We start from the raw sequence: 19,648 nt of genomic DNA, 5'->3' as shown, positions 1-19,648 counted from the left end.
GCGTGGGCGCTTTGTGTCCCGGCGCCGGGGGGCGGTGTCTGCTCGGGGGGGCCCCCCCCCCCCCCCGGGGGGGGGGGGGGGGGGGCGGGCCCCCCCCCCCCCCCCCCCCGCCGCGGGGGTCACCGCTTCGCGGGCACCGCCCACGAGGGCCGCGCTCCGCCGCGACCGCACTCCGGTCCGCGCCCAGCTGTGGAAGCGCGTCACGCCCGGCCCGCGCCCAGCACCGCAGGCAACTCACGCCCGGCCCGCGCCCAGCGGCCCGCGCCTTGTCACACCACCCGCTCCCGCCCCGCACTCGGCGGCGTATTCGCGTCGCGCCGAGCCGGCGCCACCACTCCGCCACCACCACGCCGCCGACCACACGGCCCGCCCTTGGCGCGTCCCACCCACGCGGCCTCGCCCACTCGGCCCCGCCCACCCAGCCACTCACCGCTCGCGGCCGCTCACCGCTCCCGGCCGCGCAACAGCCCGCGCTCGTACGCCACCGCCACCGCCGCCGCCCGGTCCGACACCCCGAGCTTCGCGTACACGTGCAGCAGGTGCGTCTTCACCGTCGCCTCGCTGATGAACAGCGCCGCCGCCACCGCCCGGTTCGTCGACCCCTTGGCGACCAGCGCCAGCACGTCGACCTCCCGCTGCGACAACGGTTCCAGCGCCGGCTCCCGCACCTGTCCGAGCAGCCTCGTGGCAACAGCCGGGGACAGCACCGCCTCGCCCGCGTGCGCCGCGCGGATGGCCCGGTGCAGGTCGTCGCGCGGGGTGTCCTTCAGCAGGTAGCCGGTGGCGCCCGCCTTGATGGCCGGCAGGACGTCGCGGTCCGTGTCGTAGGTGGTGAGCACCAGGACGCGGCACGGGTGGTCGCGGAGCCGTTCGATCGCGGACACGCCGTCCGAGCCCGGCATGCGCAGGTCCATCAGGACCACGTCCGGTGCCGCGGCGGTCACGACGGCCACGGCCTCGTCGCCCGAGGCTGCCTCGCCGACCACCTCGAAGTCGCCGGTGGACAGCATGCCGCGCAGGCCGTCGCGCACGACCGGGTGGTCGTCGACGATCACCAGCCGGATCACGCGGGCACCCTGGCCGAGATCGCCGTGCCCGCGCCCGGTTCGGACTCCACGAACAGCGCGCCGGACAGGCGGTGCACGCGGTGGCGCATCGCGGGCAGGCCGAAGCCCTCGGACGGGGTCGCGAGGTCGAAGCCCACGCCGTCGTCGCGCACGTCCAAGGTCACGACGTCCTCCATGTAGGACAGGGTGAGGCCCACCCGGGACGCCGAGGCGTGCTTCGCCACGTTCGCCAGGGCCTCCTGGGCGGTGCGCAGCAGCGCCACCTCGACCTCCGGGTGCATCTCGCGCACGGCTCCGGTCAGCGTCACCGAGATCGGCACGCCGTTGTGCTTCGACCAGCCCGAGGCGACGTCGTCCAGCGCCTCGTGCAGCGCCGCCGAGTCCAGCGCCGGCGGGCGCAGCGCGTGCACGGAACGGCGGGCCTCGGCCAGGTTCGCGCGCGCCAGGTCCCCGGCCACCGCCACGCGGCGTTCCCAGTCGGACGGGGTCGCCGCCGACAGCTGCGTGATGATGCCCGCGAGGCCCTGGGCCAGGGTGTCGTGGATCTCGCCGGCGAGGCGGTGGCGTTCGTCCTGCACGCCCGCCTCGTGCGCCTGCACCAGCAGCTGCGCGTGCAGCCCCTCGTTCTCCTCGAGGAGCTCCTTGCGCAGCCTGGACTGCTCGGTCGTCACGTGGCCCACGTACGTGAAGGTGCACGCCACCACCACGAACACGAGCAGCAGCAACCCGAACGCCGCCGGCGCCTCCGACGGGTAGCCGCCGAACAACGACAGCGTCGCCAGCCCGGCCGTCAGCGCCACCACGACGAACATCCAGCGCCCGCGCAGCACCTCGCTCGCGTACATGTAGACCGCGAAGGACACCGCGCCGAACCAGTGCTCGCGCATGCCCAGCACCGCGTAGAAGACGACCATGCCCGCGACGAACACGGCCATCAGCTCCGTGCGCCGGTGCCACGCGGGATGCAGCGTGAACCACCACGTCATCCACACGAACCCGAACGCCACCACGCCGTAGGTGAACCAGCGCTCCGCCGCCGACTGCGTGGTGAAGATCGTGTACAGCACCGTCGTCACGGTCAGCACGAAGTACGGGATCACGCGGGCGATCGTGACGAGCCTGCGCTCCCACCTGTCCAACGCAGGCATGTCCACGAGCTACTCCCAGCGGAACGTCTTGGCCGCGACGGTACCCGCCACGAGGCTCACCAGCCCCATGATCGCCAGATTCCTCCAGTCCGGCGCGGTACCGAGCCACGCCTGCTGCAGCGCCTCCACCCCGGGAGGCGTGTACGAACCGATCGCCTGGATCACCGAGGGCAGCATGAACCGCGGCAGGTACACGCCGCCGAAGAACATCAGCAGCATGAACACCACCGTCGCCCAGCCGCCGGCAGCCCGCGCCGACGGGGCCAGGGCGGCGATCACCAGGCCCAGCGCGAACGTGCCCGCGCCTCCCAGCACCACGGCACACGCCAGGCCGAGGGGGTGGTGAGGCAGGTCGACGCCGAAAACGACGTACCCCACGAGCATAAGGAGCAGCACCGACAAGATCACCGCGGCGAAGTTGACCACCAGCTGCCCGGCCAGCAGCCGCGCCGGGTGCATCGGCGTCGTCGACAACCGCCGCAGCACGCCCTTCTCCCGGTAGGTCGCCACGACGGCCGGCAGGCGCTGCAGTCCGATGAACACCAGCGTGAACACGACCAGCGCCGACATGTAGCTGTCGATGAACCGCTGCCCGCCGAAGTTCGCGTCCGGCGTCCGCAGCGCCGGGACCGCCCCCAGCGCCAGCAACAGCACGCTGGGGAACACCAACGCGAACAACGAGTTCAGCCGATCGCGCACGAACAACCGCGCCTCGATCTCAACGATCTTCAGCATCACGACCCCCGGTGAGCGCGACGTAGGCGTCGTCCAGCGAGACCTGGTCGACGCGGAGCTGACGTGCCACGACCTGCCGCCGCGCGAGCAGCGACGTCACCGCGTGCAGCAGGTTCTCCGTGCCGCTGACCACGAGCTGCTCCCCCGCCACGGTCACCGACGTGACCTCCGGCAGGGCCTCCAGCACCGCCACGTCCAGCGGGACCGACGGCACGAACCGCACCCGCGTCGCACCGTCCACACGCGACACCAGCGCGGACGGCGTGTCCAGCGCGACGATCCGGCCCTCGCGGAACACCGCCACCCGGTCGCAGAGCCGCTCGGCCTCCTCCATGAAGTGCGTGACCAGCAGGATCGTCACCCCGGCCGACCGCACCTCCTCGATCACCGACCACGTGTCGCGCCGCGCCTGCGGGTCGAGCCCCGTGGTCAGCTCGTCGAGCACCGCCACCCGCGGCGACCCGACCAGCGCCAGCGCGATCGACAACCGCTGCTTCAGCCCGCCGGACAGCTGCCCGAACTCCGCCTTCAGGTGCGAGGTCAGCCCCAGCCGCTCGGACCAGTCGGCGGGCGACGGGTAGAACGACGAGAACAGCGCGAGCGCCTCCCCGACCCGCATCCGCTCCGGCAGCTCCGACGCCTGCAGCTGCACCCCGATCGACTCCCGCACGTCGGCAGGCCGCCTCCCCAGCACCGACACGCTCCCCCGGTCCGGCGTGCGCAGCCCCGACACGCACTCGACCGTCGTCGTCTTGCCCGCGCCGTTCGGCCCGAGCACGCCGAAGATCTCCCCCTCGGCGACCTCGAACGACACGGAGTCCACCGCCACGCGGGGCCCGTACCGCTTGCCGAGGTCGCTCACCTCGATGATTGCCATGCCTCCAGCGTCCGAGAACGGCGCGCGGAGATCATCGAACGACGAGTCCGAACAGGATCAACCGATCGGTTGATGTCTCACTCCGTCTCGACGAAGACGGTGCGCAGCGCGGCGGCCAGCCGCGCGACCGGTTCCGGCACGGGTCCCGGCAGCCGTGCGAGCAGCACCCGGCGCCGCTCGGCCGGTCCGCCGCGCACCGGCAGGACCCGCACCCCGGCCGGCGCGACCGCGATCAGCGACGTCGGGACGGTCGTGATGCCGAACCCCGCCGCGACCAGGTGCAGCTTCGCCAGCCAGTCGCGCGCGGTGTGCGCCACGTCGGGTCGTTCGTCGAGGCCAGGCCACACCCCCATCACCCACTGGTCGCCGGGGCCGGAGATCCACCGCTGCCCGCGCAGGTCCTCGACGTCGATGAAGTCGTTGCGCGCCAACGGGTGCACCGCCGGGACCGCCACCCGCAACGTGCGTTCGACGAGCGTGTCGACCTCCAGCGCGGGGATCTCGTCGTCCGGCGCGCGGAACGGCGGCGCCGACGAGATCAGCGCGACGTCGAGGGTGCCCGCGCGCACCGCCCGCACCAGCGCCGGCGTGCTCCCCTCCCGCGTCACCACGGTGATCGACGGATGCGTGCGCGCCAGCGCCGTCAGCGCCCGTGGGAGCAACCAGGCTCCTGCTGTCGCGAACCAGCCGAGCCGGACCGTGCTCTCGTCCTCGTCCGGCAGCCCGGCGAGTTCCCGCGCCCCCGCGTCGACCTGGTCCACCGCGGCGGCGGCGCGCCGCAGCACGAGCCGACCGGCGGGCGTGAGCCGCACACCGTCGTGACGCCGTTCGAGCAGCACGGCACCGGCCGCCCGCTCCAGGGCCGCGATCTGCCGCGACACCGCGGACTGCGTGTACCCGAGCGCGGCGGCGGCTCCCGTCAGCGTGCCGCGCTCGGCCACCTCGCGGAACACCCTCAGCGCGACCAGCGACGCGTCACCCAGACCCATGATGTTTACGCATACCCCACTTGAGATTCTCTCGCTACCCGCATGACCGGAACGAGCCTAGCGTCGAAGGCGTGATCGAAACGGAGTTCGGATTCAGCAGCACCGCGGCCGAGGTCGCGCGGGGCATAGACCTCACCGGCAAGCGCGTGGTCGTGACCGGCGCGTCGTCCGGCATCGGCGTGGAGACCGCTCGCGCACTGGCCGGCGTCGGCGCCGAGGTGACCCTCGCGGTCCGCGACGTCGAGGCGGGCGAGGAGGTCGCCCGCGACATCGGCGGGAAGGTCGACGTCGCAAGGCTCGACCTCACGGACCTCGCGTCCATCGACGAGTTCACCCGCGCCTGGCGCGGCCCTCTGCACATCTTGGTCAACAACGCGGGCGTCATGGCGAGCCCCGAGCGGTACACCGAGCAGGGCTGGGAATGGCAGTTCGCCACCAACCACCTCGGCCATTTCGCGCTCACCACCGGCCTGCACGACGCTCTCAAAGCCGGCAGCGCCCGCGTCGTCTCCGTCACCTCGCGCGGCCACATGCTGTCGCCGGTGATCTTTGACGACGTGCACTACGCGTTCCGGCCCTACGAACCGTGGGGTGCCTACGGCCAAAGCAAGACCGCCAACGTGTTGTTCGCGGTCGAGGCGACGCGCCGCTGGGCGGCCGACGGCATCACCGCGAACGCCGTCATGCCCGGCGCGATCTACACCAACCTGCAGCGGCACATCGGACCGAGCGACGTCGACCCGGCGATCATCAAGACGACGGAGCAGGGCGCGGCGACGTCGGTCTTCGTGGCCACGTCACCGCTGCTGGAAGGCATCGGCGGCCGGTACTTCGACGACTGCGCCGAGACGCGGGTCGCCGACCACCGCGACGAGACGCCCCCGATGCGCGGCGTGGCCCGGTTCGCCCTCGACCCGGACAACGCGGCCCGGCTGTGGGCCTACTCCGAGACCCTCCTCGCGAAGGCCTGACATGACGGTCGCACTGGTCACCGGCGCCACCCAGGGACTCGGACTGGCGCTGGTCGAAGGACTCGCCCACCGCCTGCGCCCCGCCGACACCGTCTACCTGACCGGCCGGAACATCGACCGGATCACCGAGGCCGTGCAGTCGGTGCCCGGCGGCGGCGCACGGGTCCGCGGCGAACTGCTGGACGTCGCGGACCCCGGTGCCGCCGCGAAACTCGCCGCACAGCTGGAAGAACGGCACGGCGGCGTCGACATCGTCTTCGGCAACGCCGTCATGCGTGTCGGACCCGGCGACGACCCGCGCGCCGTCATCGACGACTACACCCAGGTCAACAACTTCGGCACCACCAGGCTGCTGAAGGCCTTCGCTCCGTTGATCAACGACAACGGCAGGCTGATCGTGGTCGCGAGCTCGCTCGGCACCCTCCGCCACCTCGCACCGGTGCTGCACCGGCGGTTCACCGAGCCGTCCACAGTGGACGAGGTGGACGAGCAGATCGCCCGCTGGCGGGACGAGGTGGCGGACGGCAGCGCGAAAGCCGGTGCGTGGCCCGGCTTCGTGAACATCCCGTCCAAGATCGGTCAGGTCGCCGCCGTGCGGGTGCTCGCGCGCGAACGCCGCGAATCCGACCTGCGCAGGGGAATCCTGGTCGCCGCGGCCTGTCCCGGCATGATCAACACACCCACGTCCGCGCTGTGGTGGGACGTCGGCGGCGCCCCGGCCCCGGCCGAGGCCGCGAAGGCGTTGCTGGACCTGGCCTTCCGCCCGCTGGACCCCGCGCAGCACGGCGAGCTCGTCCGCCACGGCGAGGTCGTGCCGTTCAGCTGATGGGCTTGTCCAGCCCGTGCACCACCTGGTCGAGCAACGTCGCGATGACCGCCTCGTTGTGCTCGCTGCGCCCCGGCGTGATCATCCGCGACGTCGCCTCGACCATCGCGTGCACCAGCATCGCCCGCAACGCCGCGCGCTCCACGCCGGCGGTCTTGAAGACCCCGACCAGCGGCGCCAGCAACCGTTCGTGCTCGGCCCGGATCTGCTCGCGCGACGAGTCCGGCAGCGTGTGCGCGGACAACGCCACCACGGCGCCGTGGCTGCCGTCGGTGATGATCGCGAGCTCGGTGCGCAGGTACGCCTCGATCTTCGCGGGCACGGACGACGCGCTGTTGACCGCGTCCTCCAGCTTGTCCGCCCACTCCGGCAGCGCGTCCGACACGATCGCGGCGACCAGTTCCTCACGCGACCGGAAGTACTCGTAGAGGCTCGGCCGCGACAGCCCGACCCGCCGGGCGAGCGACGCGAGCGTCAGCGCCTCCGCTCCCTCGGTCGCCACGATGTCCCGCCCGGCGTCCAGCAAGGCGCGCAACCGGTTGGCCCGGTGCTCGGCCACGGTGTCTGCGCTGATCCTCGGCACACCGGGATCGTATCGCGCTTGATTTCCCGACGGGGAGTTGGAATAGTTCCCGACAGAGCGTCGGAATCAGGAGGCCTGCATGTTCATCGCGACCAACCGGCTGTTCGTGCCCGCCGAGAGGGCGGAGGAGTTCGAGGCCCACTTCCGCGACAACATGCGCACGTACCTGCCCGGAGTCCCCGGCCTGCTGCGCAGCACGCTGCTCAAGCCGACCCGCGAGGACCAGCCGTACGTGTCGGTCAACGAGTTCGAGTCCGAGGACGACTTCCGGGCGTGGGTGAAGTCCGACTCGTTCCGCGAGGCGCACAAGCGCAACCGCGGCATCGCGCGGCACGTCACCGGCAACGCGGTCGAGACGTTCCAGCACGCCGAGGACATGGTGCTGCCGTTGCAGCGCACCGAGTAGGACGTCAGATCTCGGTCAGCAGCTTCTTCATGCGGTTGATCTCGTCGTCCTGGGTGGCGACCACGTCGTCCGCCATCTCCTCGACCTGAACGTTGGTCCCGGAGGCGCGGACGTCGGTCGCCATCTTGATCGCACCCTCGTGGTGCTTGATCATCAGCTCCAGGAACATGCGGTCGAAGTCCTTGCCGCGCGCGGCCCCCAGGGCGGTCAACTGCTCCTGGGTCGCCATGCCCGGCATCGACGAGTGGTCGCCGTGCGTGCCGATGGCGTTGAACGTGCGCTGCCACTGCTTCATCGCGCCGATCTCGGGCTCCTGGCTGAACCGGATCCGGTCGGCCAGGCCCTTCAGCGTCTCGTTCTGCGCGCGTTCCGGCGCGAACCGGGTCATCGCGATCGCCTGCTCGTGGTGGGCGATCATCATCGCCACGTACTCGCGGTCGGCGTCGTTCGGCGGCGCCTGGGTCACCCCGGTCACGTCGGAGAGCGCGACCGTCGGCGCGGAACCGCCGGGAGTGTCCGGCGCGATGATCGGCGCGGACGGCGGCTCCGACGTGCAGCCCGCCAGCAACGCGACCGCCGCCACGATGACCAAGACCCCAGAACGCATGCTTCGGACAATACAGTTCACGACCCGGTGATCCAGGGCCTCGCGACGGCCTGTGACGCGGCGAAACCGGACAATCACTCCAAGTCGCTTGTCCGATGTTTCGAGTGTGGACAAAGAGTGCACAACCCTCCGAAAGATGCTGGCCCTTAGCAAGGCGAAAGGGTCATACTCCCCCTCACCAACCCGTAATGAGGGGGTAAAGCAGTGACTTCACGCGCAACGACCCGGCGGCGCAGAGCGCCGTTGGCGGTTCTGGGGGCGCTCGCGCTGACGCTGTCGACGGTGACCGCGCCCGCGTATGCCGAGCCTGATCTGCCCGCCGACGGCAAGGGTCTGAGCGAGGCTCAGCTCGAGTCGCGCGCGGACGGGGCCACCGGCCTCCCCGGCGTCGACGAGATCAGCCGCAGTCGCAACATGGTCCCGGTCGCCCACCTGGACAAGCAGGCTCCGCTCAGCTCGACGCAGACCGACATCGCGTTCCAGGACAACTACGCGTTCGTCGGCAACTACGACGGCTTCGTCATCTACGACATCCGCAACCCGCGGGCGCCGAAGATCAAGTCCCAGGTCCTCTGCCCGGGCTCGCAGAACGACATCTCGGTGTACGGGAACCTGCTGTTCCTGTCGACCGACTCGTCGCGCAGCGACAACTCCTGCTCCAGCGTCTCCCAGTCGGCGACGATCAAGGAGTCGTGGGAGGGCATCAAGGTCTTCGACATCAGCGACAAGGCCGCCCCGAAGTACGTCGCGGCCGTCGAGACCGCCTGCGGTTCGCACACCCACACGATGGTGCCGAGCAAGAACAAGAAGGACGTGTACCTCTACGTCTCTTCCTACTCGCCCAACGCCACGTTCCCGGACTGCCAGCCGCCGCACGACAAGATCTCCATCGTCAAGGTCCCGGTGAAGAACCCGGCCTCGGCCTCGCTGCTCAAGGCCCCGGTCCTGTTCCCAGACGGCGGCAACCCCGGCCGTTCCGGCACCATCGAGACCGGCTACACCTCGGCCACCTCCGGCTGCCACGACATCACCGTCTACCCGCAGCTCGACCTCGCGGCCGGCGCCTGCATGGGTGACGGCGTCCTCTGGGACATCTCGAACCGCGAGAACCTGGTCGAGATCAACCGCGTGCAGGACGACACGAACTTCGCGTTCTGGCACTCCGCCACGTTCAACAACAGCGGCACCAAGGTCGTCTTCACCGACGAGCTCGGTGGCGGCGGCGCGGCGACCTGCAACGAGAAGATCGGCCCGACGCGCGGTGCCAACGGCATCTACGACATCGTCGGCAAGGGCAAGGACCGCAAGCTGGTCTTCAAGTCCTACTACAAGATCCCGCGCATGCAGACCGACTCGGAGAACTGCGTCGCGCACAACGGTTCGCTGATCCCGGTTCCCGGCAAGGACATCATGGTCCAGTCCTGGTACCAGGGCGGCGTCTCGGTGTGGGACTTCACGAACTCGAGCAAGCCGCGTGAGATCGGCTTCTTCGAGCGCGGCCCGATGCCGAACCTCGCGGGTGGCGGCACCTGGTCGACCTACTGGTACAACGGCTACATCTACTCCTCGGAGATGGGCCGCGGCTTCGACGTCATCGACATGCGCGACCCGCGCACGTTCGTCGCGAAGCTGTTCCGCACGGACGAGCTGAACGTGCAGACCCAGGGCAACTTCTACCGCGGGTAGGAGTTCCCACCCAGATCAGCGCGGCTGCCGGCGTTCGGCAGCCGCGCTGACTGCTGTCAGGACCAGGGTGACCGCCACACCGCCGAAGACCGCCCACACCGGGTTGCCGACGTCCATCGCCCAAGCGGCGACCACGGCCGTGAGCCCATAACCCGCGCCCGTCACCGCGTACATCATCGAGAACCCCGCGGCGTGCGCGCCGACCGGAAGCCGTTCGCGCAACGCGAGACTGCGCGTCACCAGCACCCCCGACTGGAAGAGCCCTGCGGCGAGCAACGCACCCGCGATGCCCGGAAGGTTCGGGAACAACGCCAGCGCGCCGACGCACGTGGCCGTCACGACCAGCAGCACCAGCCCCTGGGTGCGGAACGTCCCCGGCCACGGCCTCAACCCGTACAACACGGCGCCCAGCGCGCTGCACGCCGCGAAACCCATGAGCAGCGGCCCGATCCAGCCGATCGCGATCCCCCGGTGTTCCAGCAGCGCGGGCAGCACCAGCTCCGCGATCGCCAGCTGCACCAGCGCCGCCGCGCTCACGAGGTAGATCGGCCACGCCGACGCGACGACACGGGGCTTCGCCGTGCCGGACCGCGACGTCACGTGCCCGCGCGGCAGGATGAAAACCAGCCACGCCGCCACCACGACCAGGCTGACCGACACCACGACGGGCGCCCGGTGGTCGACGCTCAGCGCCAGCACCGTCACCAGCGCGGGCGCCACCGCCCACACCACCTGCGTGATCATGGCGTCGAAGCCCATCGCCTTGGGCACCAACGCGTCCGGCACCAGCCCGAGCAGCATCGCCCGCAACCCGCCCGGCGTCGTCGACGGCCCGGCCCCCGCGACGAACGCCGCGATCGCGAGCACCGTGACGTTCTGCGTCAGCGCCAGCGTCGTGAACGCGCCCGCGCCCACGAGCAGCCCGACCGACAGCTGCCCGCGCATCCGCGACGGGTCGAGGAAGAGCCCGAGCACCGCGGCGCCGAGGATCTCGCCGAGCACGTAGACGGCGACCAGCGACGCCGCCAGCACGTAGCCGCCGGGCAGTCCCCTGGTCAGGAACACCATCATCAGCGGCGTCATCGACATCGGTAACTTCGCGGCGACCGTCACCACGGCGCACGCCAGCACGTCCCGGTTCGCGAGGTCGCGGTACCCGGCAGCGGAGATCGTCATCTACTCGCCCAGCTCCTGGAACAACGTCAGCTGCAACCCGGCCGGCGCTTGGAGGCGCGCGTTGAGCGAGTTCCACGGCGTGCGCGTCGGTTCCGCGACCACCTCGGCGCCCGCGGCCTCGAGCCTGCGGGTCGTGCCCTCGGAGTCCTCGACCTCGAACGCCACCCGGATGTGCCCGGCGACGCGCTTCCCGACCTCGACGTCGTCGATGAACTCGGCGTGCGGCGGATCGGTGATCTCCAGCGTCGCGCGGCCCGCCTCGAGGATCGTGACCCGGCCGCCGTCGGACGCGAACGCCGCCCGTTGCTCGAGGCCCAGCACATCTCGGTAGAAACGCAGGGCCTCGTCGTAGTCGTCGGCGGTGACGACCAAGCGGAGTTCACGGACACCGGTCATGGTGACGATCATTTCACTCCCGGTGTCAGAACGGGGCGAAACGCCGCCTGACAGGATGGCGCGCGTGCTGAACGGACTTGACGAGATCGACTGGGCGGCCCTGGAGCACGCGTACGGCGCCGCCGAGGACGTGCCAGATCAGCTGAGGGCGCTGGTGTCGGCCGACGACACCGAACGGTCCGACGCGCTGGGCGAGCTGTTCGGCAACATCTACCACCAGGGCACGATCTACGAGGCCACGGCCTATGCGGTGCCGTTCCTGCTGGAGGCGCTGACCGCGCCCGAGTGCGAGGAGCAGCCGCACCTGCTGTTCCTGCTCGCCTCGATCGTGGTCGGGTACGACGAGATGTGGCTGCCCGGCGGTCTGCCGATCGCCGAGCACCGCGCGACCGCGGCGAACGAACCCGCCGACGAGGACTACGCCAAGAACTGGGTGCGGGCCTACGACGCCGTCCGCGCCGGGGTCCCGCTGTTCCGCGCGCTGCTGACCTCCGAGCCGCAGGTGCGGTGCCTGGCCGCGTACGCGCTGGCATGGTTCCCCGAGGAGGCGGCGGACAGCCTGCGCGCGCTCGCCCCGATCACCGCCGACCCCGACGAGGCCGTGGCGGCGACGGCGTCCGTCGCGATGGGACTGCTGGGCGGCCGTCCCGCGTTCGACGACACCCGGCCGCTCGCCCGCTGGGGCGCCGCGGTCGCGCTCGGCACGGTGGACGGCCCGGCCGCGGCGGACGAGGTCGTGGACGAGCTGATCGCCGCCACCTCGTTGCCCGACAGCGACCAGGTCCCGTTCCTCGAGGGCAACCTCGCCGCGCTCGCGGGCAGCGTCCTGCGGCTGACCGGCGACCGGCACACCGCCAGGACGTTGACCGCGTTGCTCGACCGGATCCCGGCGCTGTCGGGCACCAGCGCGTTCCACGTCGTGAAGGAGGCGCTGCACCTCGCGTTCCCGTCCGGTGCGGCACCGGAGGACCTCGACGACGCGCAACGCCGCCTGGTCGACGTGCTCGTCGCCTCCCCCGGCGCCTGGCTGATCAACGGCAACCGGTTCGGCAACTTCAGCATGCTCGTGCGCGAGTACGGACTGCCGGACTCGCACGAAGCGATGCGCGCCTACACCTCGACGCGCTGAGGCTGCCCGAGCGAGAGCCTGGTCGCGACGACGAGCAGCAGCGAGATCCCCGCCGTCACGTGGATCGGCGCCGGTCCGAACGTCGCCGCCAGCACCGCCACCGCACCGACCGGCAGCAGGTACTTGCGCAACCCGTCCTGCCCGGGGCAGTCCTGCACGTACCAGACGAACAGGAAGAACACCGCCAGCGGCACCGTCGTGAACGCGGCGACCGTCGTCCCCGGCGCGTGCGAGATGTGCAGGTCGTAGTCCACGGACGCGGCGAGCCCGGCACCGAGTGCAGCGATCGAGCCGAGGATGAACAGGTGCGCGTAGCCCCAGAGGAACGCCTTCTTGAGGTTGTGCAGGTGGGTCGGCGCCTCGAAGTAGATCCACCACACCGAGAAGACGATGACCAGCGAGGCCGCGGCGAGCGAGATCAGGTTGACGCCGCTGTCGAAGCCCTTCTGGAACGCGAGCGTGGCCGCGAGGATCGACTCGCCGAGCACGATCAGCGTGAACAGCCCGTGCCGCTCGGCGATGTGGTGCGGGTGCCACGTCGTGGCCGACGCGCGTTCCGCCCAGGCCGGCACCAGCAGTTCACCGATCATGAACAGCACCCACAGCGGGATCTGCACGGCGGGCGGCGCGACCAGCACCCACAACACCCACAGCACCTGCATGAAGGCGATGCCGCCCGCGTACCGGCGGGTGCAGGCGCGGTGGTCCGGGTTGTCCCGCGACGCGCGCAGCCAGTGCGCGACCATCGCTAGCCGGATGACGACGTAGCCGCCGACCACGATCCGGTAGTCCTGGTGCTCGAAGACGGCCGGGATGCCCGACGCGACCACGAGCACACCGGCGATCTGGACCATCGTGATGATCCGGTAGAGCGTGTCGTCGTTGTCGAACGCGCTCGCGAACCACGTGAAGTTGAGCCACGGCAGCCAGAGCGCGAAGAACGCCATGCAGAACGCCATCAGTCCGGCACCGGCGTGGTTCTCGGTGACGGCGTGGTGCAACGAGGCGGCGGCCTGGGCGACCGCCACCACGAAGCTCAGGTCGAACAACAGCTCCAACGGCGTCGCGACCCGGTGGGCCTCCGCCGTGTCGCGCGCGAGGAGCTTCCTGATCATCCCGGTACCACCATGATCCTTGATTCGCTGAGGTCGAGCGCCACCCGCGTGCCCGGCTGGTAGGCGGACGCGGTGTTGGAGGGCTGGTCGATGCGCAGCACCTGCTCCCCCACCCTCACCGAGATCCGCGTGACCGGCCCGAGGAACGACTGGGTCAGCACGTCGCCCACGATCTTGCCACCGGAGTCGCCGTCGTGCGCGGAAACACCGATGTCCTCCGGCCGCACGATCAGCCGCACGTCGCTGCCGGACGGCTGGTCGTGCGAGACCGGCAGCGTCACGCCGCCGACCACGACGGTCTGGCCCTCCGCCTTGGCCTCCACCGAGTTCGTGACGCCGACGAACTGCGCCACGAACGCCGTCTTCGGCTCGCGGTAGACGACGGACGGGACGTCGAGCTGCTCCAGGCGGCCGTGCGACATCACGCCGACGCGGTCGGAGACGGCGAGCGCCTCCTCCTGGTCGTGTGTGACGAACAACGTCGTCATGCCGAGCTCCGTCTGGATGCGGCGGATCTCGTCCCGCAGCGTCACGCGGACCTTGGCGTCCAACGCGGACAGCGGTTCGTCCAGCAGCAGCACGCGCGGCTGGATCGCCAGCGCGCGGGCGAGCGCGACGCGTTGCTGCTGGCCGCCCGACATCTGGTGCGGGTAGCGGCCGCCGAGGTGCGACAGGCCGACCAGCTCCAGCAGCTCGCCCGCCTTGCGCCCGTCGGACTTGCGCATCTTCAGGCCGAACGCGACGTTCTGCGCCGCGGTCATGTTCGGGAAGAGGCTGTAGGCCTGGAACACCATGCCCATGTCCCGCTTGTTGGCGGGCACGCGCGTGATGTCCTTGCCTCCCACGGTGACCGTGCCGGAGTCGGCCGTCTCGAAGCCCGCGACGATGCGCAGTGCCGTGGTCTTGCCGCAGCCCGACGGGCCGAGCAGCGACACGAGTTCGCCCTCGGCCAGTTCCAGGTCCAGCCCGTCCAGCGCGGTGTTGCCGCCGAACGTCTTGCGCAGCCCCTTGAGTTCCAGGTGACCCATCTTCACTCCTCGACCACGGTCTGACGGCGCCGCTGGCCGACGTAGGAAAGTGCGAACAGAAGGACGAACGCGAACAGCAGGCACAGCAACGAGACCGCGATGGACACGCCCGCGTTGCGCTTGCCCAGGAGGTTCACCTGCACCTGCAGCGTCTCGAAGTTGAGCAACGACGCGATGGTGAACTCGCCGAGCACCAACGCGACCGACAGCAGCGAGGCGCCGATGAGCGCCACGCGGATGTTCGGCACGACGACCTTCCACAGCACCGTGAGCCACGACGCGCCGAGGCTGCGCGCGGCTTCGGCCAGCGTCTTCAGGTCGATGGCCGCGAGTCCGGCGTCGATCGCGCGGTAGGCGAACGGCAGCACCAGGATCGTGTACGCGAACGTGAGCGTCAGCGCCGAGTCGCCGAAGAAGTAGTTCACCCACGCGTAGAGCGGCGCCATGCCGACCACGAGCACGATCGCGGGGATCGCGAGCGGCAGCAGGCAGAGGAACTCCACGAGGCGTTGCAGCTGCGGGAGCCGGAGCCGGAGCCACGCCATGGTCGGCACGAGCAGCACCAGCATCAGCACCGCGGACGTGACGGACAGCAGCAACGAGTTGACCAGGGCGGACATCAGGCCCTCGTCCTCGACGATGGACGTCCAGGACTCCAGGCTGCGGCTGCCTCCCTTGCCACGCGTGGAGAACTCCGCCATCGCGATCAGCGGCAGCAGGAAGTAGACGCCGAGGACCAGCAGGATGATCGTGCGCAGGACGCGCTGCTTCACTAGCGAACCCACTTGGCCACCCTCTTCTGCAGCAGCACGTTCACGCCCATGGCGATGCTGACCACGATCACCATGCCAAGGCCGAGCGCCTTGCCGAGGTTCTCCTGGCCCAGCACGACCTCGCCGGTGAGGAATCCGCGGATCTGCAGCGGCACGATCGGGCTGCCCTGCGAGACGAGGGCCGCGGCCGTGGCGTAGGCGCTGAAGGCGTTGGCGAACAACAACAGCAGCGCGCCGAGGAACGGCGGCGTGAGGATCGGGCCGCCGACGTGGCGCCAGTAGGTCCAGCTCGTGCCGCCCAGCGACGCGTTGGCCTCGCGCCACTGCGGCCGCAGCCCGTCGAGCGCGGGCAGGAACACGATCACCATCAGCGGGATCTGGAAGAACGTGTAGACGAGCGTGAGGCCCGGCAGTTCGAACAGCCAGGCGCTGCCGGCGAACAGGTCGATGCCAACGTTGTCACGCAGGAACTTCGTGACGAGACCTTCGAAGCCGACCGTCGCGAGGAACGCGAACGCGAGGGGCACGCCACCGAACTGGGCGAGCACACCGCTGGCCGCGACGACGACCCGGCGCAGCATCCCGTCGGGGTTGCCGACCGCGATCGCCCACGTGAGCAGGGCGCCGAAGATCGCGCCGATGAGCGCCGTGAGCGCGGAGAGCTCGATGCTGAGCACGAACGCGTCGAACACGACACCGGTGAACAGCGTCGTGATGTTCTCGGTCGTGAACGCGCCGTTCGAGTCCTGGAAGGCCCCGACCAGCACGAGCACCGTGGGGTAGACGAGGAAGGTGCCGGCGAACGCGAGGAACGGCACCGCGACGAGCCAGGCGGCCGCAGATGGCCGACCGGCGGCCCCACCCTTCTTCGGGGTGGAGCCGCCGGGCGTCGTCGCTACGGGAGCGACCGCGGTCATCCGATGGCCTGGGCCCAGGTCGCGGTCAGGACGGCCTTGGCCTTGTCGGCCTGGGCCTGCGTCTGGAACACCTGCTTGCCGTCGGTCTTCGGCAGCTTGTCCTTCGCCGCCTTGTCCGCCTTGTCACCCATCTTGTCGAGGCGCACGGGGCGCGCCAGGCCCTGCAGGTACAGGTTCTGGCCCTCGTCGGAGTAGAGGAACTCCTGCCACAGGCGCGCGGCCGCGGGGTGCGGCGCGTCCTTGTTGATGGCCTGGTTGTAGTAGCCGCCGATCTGCGCCTCGGCCGGCACGACGACCTTCCAGTCGAGCTTGCCCTTGAGCTTCTCGGTCTGGGCGGCGTTGGTGTAGTCCCAGTCGATGACGACCGGCGTCTGGCCGGACTCGATCGTCGCGGGCGACGGGTCGACCGGCTGGAAGTTGCCGGCCTGCTTGAGCTGCTTGAAGAACTCGACACCGGGCGCGATGTCGTCGGCGGAACCGCCGTTGCCCAGCGCGGCCATCACGACACCGGAGAACGCGGCACCGGCGGCCGTCGGGTCGCCGTTCAGCGCGACCTTGCCCTTGTACTCGGGCTTGAGCAGGTCCTTCACCGAGGTCGGCGCGGGCACCTTCGCGGCGTCGTAGCCGATCGACATGAAGCCGCCGTAGTCGCCGTAGTACGCGCCGTCCGCGTCCTTGAGCTCGGCGGGGATGTCCTCCCAGGTGCTGACCTTGTAGGGCGCGAACAGGTCCTTGTTGGCCAGCGCCACGTTCAGGCCGAGGTCGAACACGTCGGGCGCGCGGTCGGTGCCCTTGAGCTGCTTGGCGGCGTTGATCTCCTCCTGGCTGGAGGCGTCGGGCTGGTCCGACTTGACCTCGATGCCGTACTTGGTCTTGAACGCCTCGATGACCTTCTCGTAGTTCGCCCAGTCCGGGGGCAGCGCGATGACGTTGAGCTTGCCCTCCTTCTTGGCCGCTTCGACCAGCTTGTCCATGCCGCCGAACTCGCTCGCGGACTTCGCGGTTCCGGCGGCACCGGCCGGCGTCTCCTTGGCGGGCGGGGCGCCACAAGCGGCCATCGCCAGCACCAACGCGCCGACACCAATCATCTTCGTGGTGACGTTCCCTCGCTTCAGCACCAGCGGAGCTTTGGCTCGGGATGCTTTCGTTGTCAAGCGAGCCGCGCCGGTTGAGACCTTCTCGACTCCAACCGTGAATTCTCGGTGCCCTGGGGGTTGCTGCTGAATGCTTTCCGAGCTTCGTCCCGGTGTTGTGCCGGGATCCCGATACCCGGATCGGCGCGGTGGTCAGGTGCGTCGCTTGTGGACGAACCCGATTGTCGAACCCGCGCACCTCTGTTCGTATGAGGGGCATGTTCACCGAGGAAGAGCTCGCCTACATGCGCGCCCAGCCGCTGGCCCGCCTCGCCACGATCAACGAGGACGGCCGGCCGGGCGATCCGGGTCTACGGCGTCGCCGACGACCCGGCCGAGCGCACGGGCCTCGTCGGGCCGGGCGTCTACAGCCGGATCACGCCGACGCGCGTCTGGGCGTGGAACATGGCGGGCGACCCGGTCGGCGAGACCTGGTACGAACCCCGCCGGTCCTGACCTGCGGTTCGCGACCCCCCGGTGCGCGAACCGCAGGTCACGAGGCGCGGCGCGCCGAACACACCGCCGCGCCGCCCCACCGTGCGCCGTAGACCAGTCCGGGCAGCAGCCGGCGGAACCGCAGGTGGATCTCCCCCGCCCGGTCCACCGTCTGCGTCTGTCCGACCGGCTCGGCCTCGGAGCGTTGCGCCAGCACGCCGTCGAACGCCCGCACGAGCCGCTTGCGGTCGTGCTCGAACCGCACGCGCAGGTCGAAGAGCTCGCACGGCCGTTCGGGCACGTGCAGCACGCACGGGTGCATGGCGTCGCGGTGCTTCATCCGGTAGCGGATCGCGAACTCGAGGGTCTCGCCACGCCCCAGCGGACGGGCCGGGACCAGCGTGAAGCCGGGGCGGCCGCCCTCGCCGCGCTCGTGCAGCGTGCCGCCGTAGAGCAGGTGCACGTCCACGTCGCGCCGGCGCACCGGGAAGGCCGAGGAGAAGTCGAGCGACTCGACGCCGTCCTGGTCGGCGACGATCTGGTAGCGCTCGAGCACCTCGGGCTGCACCTGGTCGAGCGCCACGGCGACGCTGAGCTCGGCGGTGTGCCAGCCGCCGTCCGAGCGCGGGGACGTCGTGGCGGCCAGTTCGGCCAGCTGCTCGACGGCCTCGTCCACGCGTCGGCGCACGGTCCGCGAGTCGCGGTCGATCCGCGCGGCCACCCACGTGACGCGCTCCTGGTAGAGCGGCTGCCGGACGTCGGCGATCAGGCCGAACGCCGCCCGTGCCGCCAGCTGCAGGTCCTCCGGCAGCTGCTCGACCAGCTCCGTGAGCCGGGTGACGAGCTTCTGCTTCGCCGCGACCGACCCGTCCGCGCTGGTGATCCCGCAGGCGGCGGCCAGCGACGGGCCGACCCTGTCCGCGATCCGGCCGGCGTGCACACCCCGCCCCTTGCGGAGGGTCTTCAGCTCCCGGACCAGGTTCGTCATCATCTCCCGATCTCCTTTCTCCCGTGCGGCGGAGGCAGGGTGCGGCCGGCGTGTGGACGAGAAGTGGACACGCCGTGGATTCGTCACACGTGCTCCGCTCGCCGCACCGTCCGCGCGACCGACGAGGCCAGCGCGGTGCCGAGGCGGACGCCGTCGCGGCCGAGGAACACGCGGGAGGTGCCGATGCGGCCGAGCGTCGGCTGGTCGACCGAGCCGAGGCCGAACGCGATCATCTCCGGGCACGCCGCGGTGGCCGTCAGCCGTGCGAGCGCGTCGGGCCACGCGGGGTCGGTGGGCCTGCCGTCGGAGACGAAGAACAACACCGGCCGCCGCACCCGGTGCTCCTGCGCCTTGAGGGCGTGCACGTCGCGTTCGATGACCGTGCGCAGGAGCGTGAACGCGGACCCGAAGTCGGACCCCGACTCCTGCCGCGGGAGGATCAGCTCCGCCGGGTCGAGCGCGGGCAGCAGCGGCCGGACGACCAGCGGGCTGTCCGCGAAGACGACGACGCACAGGCGGATCTGCGCGGCCGCCCGCCGGTCCGCGTGCACCACGCCGCGGAACTCGCGCATCCCCGCGTTGACCTCGTCGAGGTGGTCGGTCATCGAGAACGACACGTCGCAGACCAGGTAACACGGCAGCACTTCTGGCACCATGCCGTGC

Annotated in this window: 21 protein-coding genes; 5 read left to right on the top strand and 16 right to left on the bottom strand. The window is 70.6% G+C overall.

What is annotated here, in order from left to right; translation table 11 throughout:
• Window positions 1-443: 443 nt before the first annotated feature.
• The 5 genes from ABZX02_RS42975 to ABZX02_RS42955 form a co-directional block, all read right to left on the bottom strand.
• Entirely contained in the window at window positions 444-1,067 is a 624-nt protein-coding gene (locus ABZX02_RS42975) for a response regulator transcription factor (protein ID WP_355307711.1), read from the bottom strand.
• Window positions 1,064-2,215 (bottom strand): sensor histidine kinase, encoded by a 1,152-nt coding sequence (locus tag ABZX02_RS42970; protein ID WP_355307715.1) that lies wholly within the window; start codon window positions 2,213-2,215, stop codon window positions 1,064-1,066. Before ABZX02_RS42970 ends, ABZX02_RS42975 begins: the two co-directional genes overlap by 4 nt.
• Window positions 2,216-2,224: 9 nt before the next feature.
• On the bottom strand, window positions 2,225-2,950 hold the full coding sequence (locus ABZX02_RS42965) for an ABC transporter permease (protein ID WP_355307709.1): 726 nt from the start codon (window positions 2,948-2,950) through the stop codon (window positions 2,225-2,227).
• The gene (locus ABZX02_RS42960) at window positions 2,934-3,827 is read right to left on the bottom strand and encodes an ABC transporter ATP-binding protein (protein WP_355307707.1); all 894 of its coding nucleotides are present in this window, start codon (window positions 3,825-3,827) and stop codon (window positions 2,934-2,936) included. Before ABZX02_RS42960 ends, ABZX02_RS42965 begins: the two co-directional genes overlap by 17 nt.
• Before the next feature lie 77 nt (window positions 3,828-3,904).
• Complete coding sequence (locus ABZX02_RS42955; RefSeq protein WP_355307706.1) at window positions 3,905-4,816, bottom strand: LysR family transcriptional regulator; 912 nt, start codon at window positions 4,814-4,816, stop codon at window positions 3,905-3,907.
• A gap of 71 nt (window positions 4,817-4,887) precedes the next feature.
• Between ABZX02_RS42955 and ABZX02_RS42950 the strand changes: the two genes are divergently transcribed.
• Both ABZX02_RS42950 and ABZX02_RS42945 read left to right on the top strand, forming a co-directional pair.
• On the top strand, window positions 4,888-5,787 hold the full coding sequence (locus ABZX02_RS42950) for an SDR family NAD(P)-dependent oxidoreductase (RefSeq protein WP_355307705.1): 900 nt from the start codon (window positions 4,888-4,890) through the stop codon (window positions 5,785-5,787).
• Between the two features lies 1 nt (window position 5,788).
• Complete coding sequence (locus ABZX02_RS42945) at window positions 5,789-6,613, top strand: SDR family NAD(P)-dependent oxidoreductase (protein ID WP_355307703.1); 825 nt, start codon at window positions 5,789-5,791, stop codon at window positions 6,611-6,613.
• Here ABZX02_RS42945 and ABZX02_RS42940 read toward each other — a convergent pair.
• The gene (locus tag ABZX02_RS42940) at window positions 6,606-7,196 is read right to left on the bottom strand and encodes a helix-turn-helix domain-containing protein (RefSeq protein WP_355307701.1); all 591 of its coding nucleotides are present in this window, start codon (window positions 7,194-7,196) and stop codon (window positions 6,606-6,608) included. The two genes, ABZX02_RS42945 and ABZX02_RS42940, sit on opposite strands and share 8 nt — an antisense overlap.
• A gap of 79 nt (window positions 7,197-7,275) precedes the next feature.
• Here ABZX02_RS42940 and ABZX02_RS42935 point away from each other — a divergent pair, with 79 nt between their 5' ends.
• Window positions 7,276-7,602: an antibiotic biosynthesis monooxygenase gene (locus ABZX02_RS42935; protein WP_355307699.1), complete on the top strand. Its 327-nt coding sequence runs from the start codon at window positions 7,276-7,278 to the stop codon at window positions 7,600-7,602.
• Between the two features lie 4 nt (window positions 7,603-7,606).
• Here the strand turns inward: ABZX02_RS42935 and ABZX02_RS42930 are convergent, their stop codons facing one another.
• Window positions 7,607-8,209, bottom strand: coding sequence for a DUF305 domain-containing protein (locus ABZX02_RS42930; RefSeq protein WP_355307697.1), 603 nt, complete (start codon window positions 8,207-8,209; stop codon window positions 7,607-7,609).
• A gap of 414 nt (window positions 8,210-8,623) precedes the next feature.
• On the opposite strand from ABZX02_RS42930, the gene ABZX02_RS42925 reads away from it, so the two are divergent.
• The gene (locus ABZX02_RS42925) at window positions 8,624-9,895 is read left to right on the top strand and encodes a hypothetical protein (protein ID WP_355307713.1); all 1,272 of its coding nucleotides are present in this window, start codon (window positions 8,624-8,626) and stop codon (window positions 9,893-9,895) included.
• 15 nt (window positions 9,896-9,910) lie between these two features.
• On the opposite strand, the gene ABZX02_RS42920 is transcribed toward ABZX02_RS42925, so the two are convergent.
• Together ABZX02_RS42920 and ABZX02_RS42915 are read right to left on the bottom strand one after the other, a co-directional pair.
• Window positions 9,911-11,071 carry an MFS transporter gene (locus tag ABZX02_RS42920; RefSeq protein ID WP_355307695.1) on the bottom strand — a complete coding sequence of 387 codons (1,161 nt, stop codon included), beginning with the start codon at window positions 11,069-11,071 and terminating at the stop codon, window positions 9,911-9,913.
• Window positions 11,072-11,467, bottom strand: coding sequence for a VOC family protein (locus ABZX02_RS42915; RefSeq protein WP_355307693.1), 396 nt, complete (start codon window positions 11,465-11,467; stop codon window positions 11,072-11,074).
• Window positions 11,468-11,531: 64 nt separating this feature from the next.
• Here ABZX02_RS42915 and ABZX02_RS42910 point away from each other — a divergent pair, with 64 nt between their 5' ends.
• Window positions 11,532-12,596: a hypothetical protein gene (locus tag ABZX02_RS42910; protein ID WP_355307691.1), complete on the top strand. Its 1,065-nt coding sequence runs from the start codon at window positions 11,532-11,534 to the stop codon at window positions 12,594-12,596.
• Here the strand turns inward: ABZX02_RS42910 and ABZX02_RS42905 are convergent.
• From ABZX02_RS42905 to ABZX02_RS42875, 7 genes are all read right to left on the bottom strand, one after another.
• Window positions 12,578-13,711, bottom strand: coding sequence for a low temperature requirement protein A (locus ABZX02_RS42905; protein ID WP_355307689.1), 1,134 nt, complete (start codon window positions 13,709-13,711; stop codon window positions 12,578-12,580). The genes ABZX02_RS42910 and ABZX02_RS42905 overlap by 19 nt on opposite strands.
• Window positions 13,708-14,739, bottom strand: coding sequence for an ABC transporter ATP-binding protein (locus tag ABZX02_RS42900; protein ID WP_355307687.1), 1,032 nt, complete (start codon window positions 14,737-14,739; stop codon window positions 13,708-13,710). The genes ABZX02_RS42905 and ABZX02_RS42900 overlap by 4 nt, the downstream gene beginning before the upstream one ends.
• 2 nt (window positions 14,740-14,741) lie before the next feature.
• Entirely contained in the window at window positions 14,742-15,524 is a 783-nt protein-coding gene (locus ABZX02_RS42895) for an ABC transporter permease subunit (RefSeq protein ID WP_355307685.1), read from the bottom strand.
• Window positions 15,512-16,429, bottom strand: coding sequence for an ABC transporter permease (locus ABZX02_RS42890; RefSeq protein WP_355307683.1), 918 nt, complete (start codon window positions 16,427-16,429; stop codon window positions 15,512-15,514). Before ABZX02_RS42890 ends, ABZX02_RS42895 begins: the two co-directional genes overlap by 13 nt.
• The gene (locus tag ABZX02_RS42885) at window positions 16,426-17,547 is read right to left on the bottom strand and encodes an extracellular solute-binding protein (RefSeq protein ID WP_355307681.1); all 1,122 of its coding nucleotides are present in this window, start codon (window positions 17,545-17,547) and stop codon (window positions 16,426-16,428) included. The genes ABZX02_RS42890 and ABZX02_RS42885 overlap by 4 nt, the downstream gene beginning before the upstream one ends.
• Before the next feature lie 508 nt (window positions 17,548-18,055).
• On the bottom strand, window positions 18,056-18,988 hold the full coding sequence (locus tag ABZX02_RS42880; protein WP_355307680.1) for a hypothetical protein: 933 nt from the start codon (window positions 18,986-18,988) through the stop codon (window positions 18,056-18,058).
• A gap of 80 nt (window positions 18,989-19,068) precedes the next feature.
• Window positions 19,069-19,641: a hypothetical protein gene (locus ABZX02_RS42875; protein WP_355307678.1), complete on the bottom strand. Its 573-nt coding sequence runs from the start codon at window positions 19,639-19,641 to the stop codon at window positions 19,069-19,071.
• Window positions 19,642-19,648 lie beyond the last annotated feature (7 nt).

Source organism: Lentzea sp. NPDC003310, assembly GCF_040610935.1.
Lineage (GTDB): Bacteria > Actinomycetota > Actinomycetes > Mycobacteriales > Pseudonocardiaceae > Lentzea.
Note: the sequence above shows the minus strand (reverse complement) of the source record. Positions and strands in the feature narration are given on the sequence as shown.

What these genes read in the sequence shown, in the direction of transcription:
- ABZX02_RS42935 (WP_355307699.1), top strand. Translation starts at nt 7,276, where the DNA reads ATGTTCATCGCGACCAACCGGCTGTTCGTGCCCGCCGAGAGGGCGGAG.
- ABZX02_RS42925 (WP_355307713.1), top strand. Translation starts at nt 8,624, where the DNA reads ATGGTCCCGGTCGCCCACCTGGACAAGCAGGCTCCGCTCAGCTCGACG.
- ABZX02_RS42970 (WP_355307715.1), bottom strand. Translation starts at nt 2,215, where the DNA reads ATGCCTGCGTTGGACAGGTGGGAGCGCAGGCTCGTCACGATCGCCCGC.
- ABZX02_RS42900 (WP_355307687.1), bottom strand. Translation starts at nt 14,739, where the DNA reads ATGGGTCACCTGGAACTCAAGGGGCTGCGCAAGACGTTCGGCGGCAAC.
- ABZX02_RS42880 (WP_355307680.1), bottom strand. Translation starts at nt 18,988, where the DNA reads ATGATGACGAACCTGGTCCGGGAGCTGAAGACCCTCCGCAAGGGGCGG.
- ABZX02_RS42905 (WP_355307689.1), bottom strand. Translation starts at nt 13,711, where the DNA reads ATGATCAGGAAGCTCCTCGCGCGCGACACGGCGGAGGCCCACCGGGTC.
- ABZX02_RS42890 (WP_355307683.1), bottom strand. Translation starts at nt 16,429, where the DNA reads ATGACCGCGGTCGCTCCCGTAGCGACGACGCCCGGCGGCTCCACCCCG.
- ABZX02_RS42920 (WP_355307695.1), bottom strand. Translation starts at nt 11,071, where the DNA reads ATGACGATCTCCGCTGCCGGGTACCGCGACCTCGCGAACCGGGACGTG.
- ABZX02_RS42875 (WP_355307678.1), bottom strand. Translation starts at nt 19,641, where the DNA reads ATGGTGCCAGAAGTGCTGCCGTGTTACCTGGTCTGCGACGTGTCGTTC.
- ABZX02_RS42945 (WP_355307703.1), top strand. Translation starts at nt 5,789, where the DNA reads ATGACGGTCGCACTGGTCACCGGCGCCACCCAGGGACTCGGACTGGCG.
- ABZX02_RS42930 (WP_355307697.1), bottom strand. Translation starts at nt 8,209, where the DNA reads ATGCGTTCTGGGGTCTTGGTCATCGTGGCGGCGGTCGCGTTGCTGGCG.
- ABZX02_RS42960 (WP_355307707.1), bottom strand. Translation starts at nt 3,827, where the DNA reads ATGGCAATCATCGAGGTGAGCGACCTCGGCAAGCGGTACGGGCCCCGC.
- ABZX02_RS42915 (WP_355307693.1), bottom strand. Translation starts at nt 11,467, where the DNA reads ATGACCGGTGTCCGTGAACTCCGCTTGGTCGTCACCGCCGACGACTAC.
- ABZX02_RS42955 (WP_355307706.1), bottom strand. Translation starts at nt 4,816, where the DNA reads ATGGGTCTGGGTGACGCGTCGCTGGTCGCGCTGAGGGTGTTCCGCGAG.
- ABZX02_RS42965 (WP_355307709.1), bottom strand. Translation starts at nt 2,950, where the DNA reads ATGCTGAAGATCGTTGAGATCGAGGCGCGGTTGTTCGTGCGCGATCGG.